The sequence below is a fragment of the Carnobacterium sp. genome (genome assembly GCF_049673005.1).
GTDB lineage: Bacteria > Bacillota > Bacilli > Lactobacillales > Carnobacteriaceae > Carnobacterium_A.
In genome coordinates this window covers 1-3,837 of sequence record NZ_JBATXB010000072.1, presented here as the reverse complement: position 1 = coordinate 3,837, position 3,837 = coordinate 1, and the positions used below count along the sequence as shown (strand labels likewise).

Sequence of the window (3,837 nt, the reverse complement as noted above, 5' to 3'; positions counted from 1 at the left end):
ATTTTTGAAATACTTTTTAATAAAGTCGACTTCCCGCAGCCATTCGGCCCAATTAACCCAACAAATTGATTGTCATTAACCTGCAAAGAAATGTGTTCTACAATTTTTTTGGAAGCAATCGATACCGATACATTATCAACCGTTAATTTCATTTTTCATCCTCCAAACTCATAACCTTTTTTAACAAAAATATAAATAAACAATGGAGCACCAATTAACGAGGTTAATATACCAATCGGTAACTCAATCGATGGTAAAATAATACGAGACAAAATATCAGACCAGACCATAAATAAAGAACCCGAAAAAACGGATAACGGTAAAAAATAACGGTGATTGGAGCCTACGATTCCACGGATAATATGCGGTATAATCAATCCAACAAAACCAATCATCCCACTATTTGCAACAATGATTCCTGTTAGAATTGCCGCAATAACTAGATAGAGTTTACGATAAAAATTTAAATTAACTCCAAGCGTAATCGCTGCTTCATCACCTAACAACATAATATTTAACACCCGTTCTTGAGTTAGAAAGAACACAAAACAAATCAGAACAACTGCCGCAATTAAAGGTAGTTTAGACCAGCTTGCTCCTGCCAGACTTCCCATCATCCAAAATGTAATCGAGCGAATTCCTTCTGCATCATTGGCTAGATAGATGATAAAATTGGAAAATGCAGTAAACAACGCATTCAATACCATTCCAGATAAAATAAGCTTAATAGAATTAACTTGCCCGCCTACATTGGATAACAATAAGACTAAAAATGCCGCCGTCACTGCTCCTAAAAATGCCCAAAAAGATAAACCTAATTGAGCTAGTATGCTTGTTCCACCAAAACCAATCATTATGGCAAACGTTGCTCCTAGAGAAGCACCCGATGAAATCCCCAAGATGTAAGGATCAGCAAGCGGGTTTTGGACCGTTGTTTGCATCACTGCTCCAGCCAATGACAACCCCATACCTGTGAGCATCGCCAATAGTACTCTCGGGAAACGGATTTGCCAGATAATGTTCTCATAAGCATCAGAAGATAAATTAGATAAATCACCCATTAGTCCTCCTGAAAGATGGTTGATTAAGATTTGAAAAGATTCAGTAAGAGGTACCGCAACTTGTCCGACCGTAACACCAATTCCTATCGAAAGAATGATCAATACAGTAAATAGGAGTAAACTGATATAAAATAATTGACGTTGCTTATCGATGCGGCTCATCCCTTTCTTCCTTTCTGGCTAGGCATTAATTTGTTGCGTACACTTGGGTACTAAGTTCTTCCATCCCACTCAAAATTTGATACCCATAACTCCAAAATTGATTGTAGTCGACAGTATAAATACGGTCTTCTTTAATAGCCGTTAAACTTGAAAGGGCCTCATTCGCTTTTAAATCAGCTAGACTCTCTTTAGGATCACGCCCACCAGTATAATTGACTAGCAACAAAACGTCTGGATTAGCTTCTAACAAAGCCTCCACACTAATTTCACCCGTTGTGTCAGAAAAGATATTGTTTAGCTTCATATGACTCAATGCATCATTTAAGTACGTATCGGTTGAGCCACTATAACTGTTCACGTTCGTACCTTCTGCATCAAAGATGTACGCGTAGTCCATTGTTTCTTGGTCAGCAGGAATGGATTCGACTAGTTTATCCATCCGTTTTTGTATGTCATCTGAAAATTTTTGAGCTTTTTCTTCGACGGTAAATAATTGGCCTAAATTCTTAATATCTGTATATAAATCATCAAAAGTAGCTTCACTCGTTGACGTTGCTTGAATATACGTTTGAATACCTAGTTCGTTTAATTCTTCAACCGTACCGGTTCCCCACTCAGCACTTGCAAATAATTGGCCTCGACCGATAACAATATCCGGATCAGCTCCCACGACCAATTCTTTTCCTACATATTCTTTAGATAGAACTGGAATTTTAGAGAACTCTTCAGCAACTGTTTTATCGCCTTCACCATATAGTGCTGCTACACCTACCATATCTTCTCCTAATCCAAGTTGAAGAAGCAACTCTGCTGTTCCTTGGTTATTGGCAACGATGGACGTTGGACGAGATTTATAGGTTATATCTTTTGCACTAAATTCTGCTCCATCTGAGGATCCCGTATAATTCTCTAAGGTTAAGGGGAATGCTGCAGAATCTTTATTCGTACTCGCCTCATTATTTGTAGAATCGGTTTGTCCACACGCACCTAGCATTACTGTTGCCATTGCCATTAAACCCAGGCAGGTCATCTTCTTTAATTTACTCATTTTTTATTCCCCCATTAATCTATTTTTATTCAGTTGTGTATTGTTCCCAAATCTTCGCTACTTTTGGTTTTAACTTATCCGCATAAGTTGATACCGTTCCTATCGCATCGGCCTTTGGATCAATGTATAATTTTGCCGCATTGACAGCATTAATAGCATCGTGAAAAGTTCCTGCTATCAAATGAACCTTACCGGAATAACTTGCCGCATCTCCTAAAGCAAAAATACCCGGGATTGCTGTTTTAGTTTGCGGTGTTGTTTCAACATAATACTCATTGAAAACTTCTAAGCCAACATCATTTTGCTCAAACAATTCATTTTTCTGATTGAAGCCATGACAGACAATCACTTCATCCACTAAAATCATCTCTTCTTCAGCCGTTTCTTTATTACGAATGGTTATTGCCTCAATTATTTTGCCATCTGCACTAAGCTTTTTATCTACTAAATCCGCTTGCAGTTTACACTTCACAAGACCACTTGTTACTCTTTCAATTTCTGATTCATGAGCTTTAAATGCTTCTCTTCGGTAAACCAATGTAACTTCTTTTGCGATTGGTGCTAAAGTATTTGCCCAATCAATCGCTGATTGCCCGCCACCAGAAATAAAGACTCTTTTTTGTTTCAACGCTTCAAAATCAGTAACAGCTATCTGGACGTTTTTTAATGGTTCTCCTTTATTAGTAAAAAAAGGAGTAGGACTAGGATCTAGAGTACCATTACCCATCGCTAGTAAAATTGTTTTCGTTAAATACGTTTTGCCTTTTGTCGTTTCCAGTTGGAAATTTCCATCTGCTCTTTTTTTTAAGCTAGTAACTTTTTCACCATTTCGTATGGTTGGTTGAAAAGTTTTGGCTTGATTAACTAAGTGTTGAATAAATTGACCCGCAGGCATTGGTGGAATTCCACCCACATCCCAGACAATTTTTTCAGAATATAGATTTAACTTTCCTCCTAAATATGGCTGAGCCTCAATTATCTGAACGTTCATCGCACGCAATCCTGAGTAAAAAGAACTATACAGTCCCGCAGGTCCACCGCCGATTATTGTTACATCGTATACTTCCACAGTCTCTTCCTCTCTAAAAGGCTTCTATTTATCTATCGAGTCGTTCATTACATCCGAAATTCAATTATTAAACGACTTATATAATTGAGAATGATTTTCATTATCAATTATATGATTGTTCTGAGTCAAAGTAAATAGTAATGAGAAAATATTCACAAACGCGCACCAAATCATTTAAATAGTCATAGGATATAAAGAGAGTTTACAAGTAGAAACCCTAAAAGGGTATTTACGAATTTCTTTCATTATACTAAAAAAAGAGGACTGCCATAAGGCAATCCTCTTTTTTGTATAATTTGGTTTCTTAACGTTTTGAGAATTGTGAAGCTTTACGAGCTTTTTTAAGACCTGGTTTTTGGCTTTCATAAATTATTAGATTAAATCTACTTTTAAAAGGCTAACTCACCAACAAAGTAACTTGTTACAATTCAAATACGTTTTATTGGGTTTTATCTATAAGAAGGTCAATTAGATTACCAAATTCAGTAATGCATGGG

General features: G+C 36.8%; 4 protein-coding genes. All 4 read right to left on the bottom strand.

Annotated features, from left to right (window positions below):
• Nucleotides 1–152, bottom strand: a 152-nt coding sequence (locus WBF61_RS05810) for an ATP-binding cassette domain-containing protein (protein ID WP_424254747.1), incomplete at its 3' end; no start/stop codon positions are given.
• A gap of 3 nt (nt 153–155) precedes the next feature.
• Nucleotides 156–1,223 carry a FecCD family ABC transporter permease gene (locus WBF61_RS05805; RefSeq protein WP_424254745.1) on the bottom strand — a complete coding sequence of 356 codons (1,068 nt, stop codon included), beginning with the start codon at nt 1,221–1,223 and terminating at the stop codon, nt 156–158.
• Between the two features lie 25 nt (nt 1,224–1,248).
• Entirely contained in the window at nt 1,249–2,271 is a 1,023-nt protein-coding gene (locus WBF61_RS05800; RefSeq protein ID WP_424254743.1) for an ABC transporter substrate-binding protein, read from the bottom strand.
• A 25-nt stretch (nt 2,272–2,296) separates the two neighbouring features.
• A complete protein-coding gene (locus WBF61_RS05795; RefSeq protein WP_424254742.1) occupies nt 2,297–3,340 on the bottom strand; it encodes an NAD(P)/FAD-dependent oxidoreductase in 1,044 nt (347 codons plus the stop codon).
• Nucleotides 3,341–3,837: the final 497 nt, after the last annotated feature.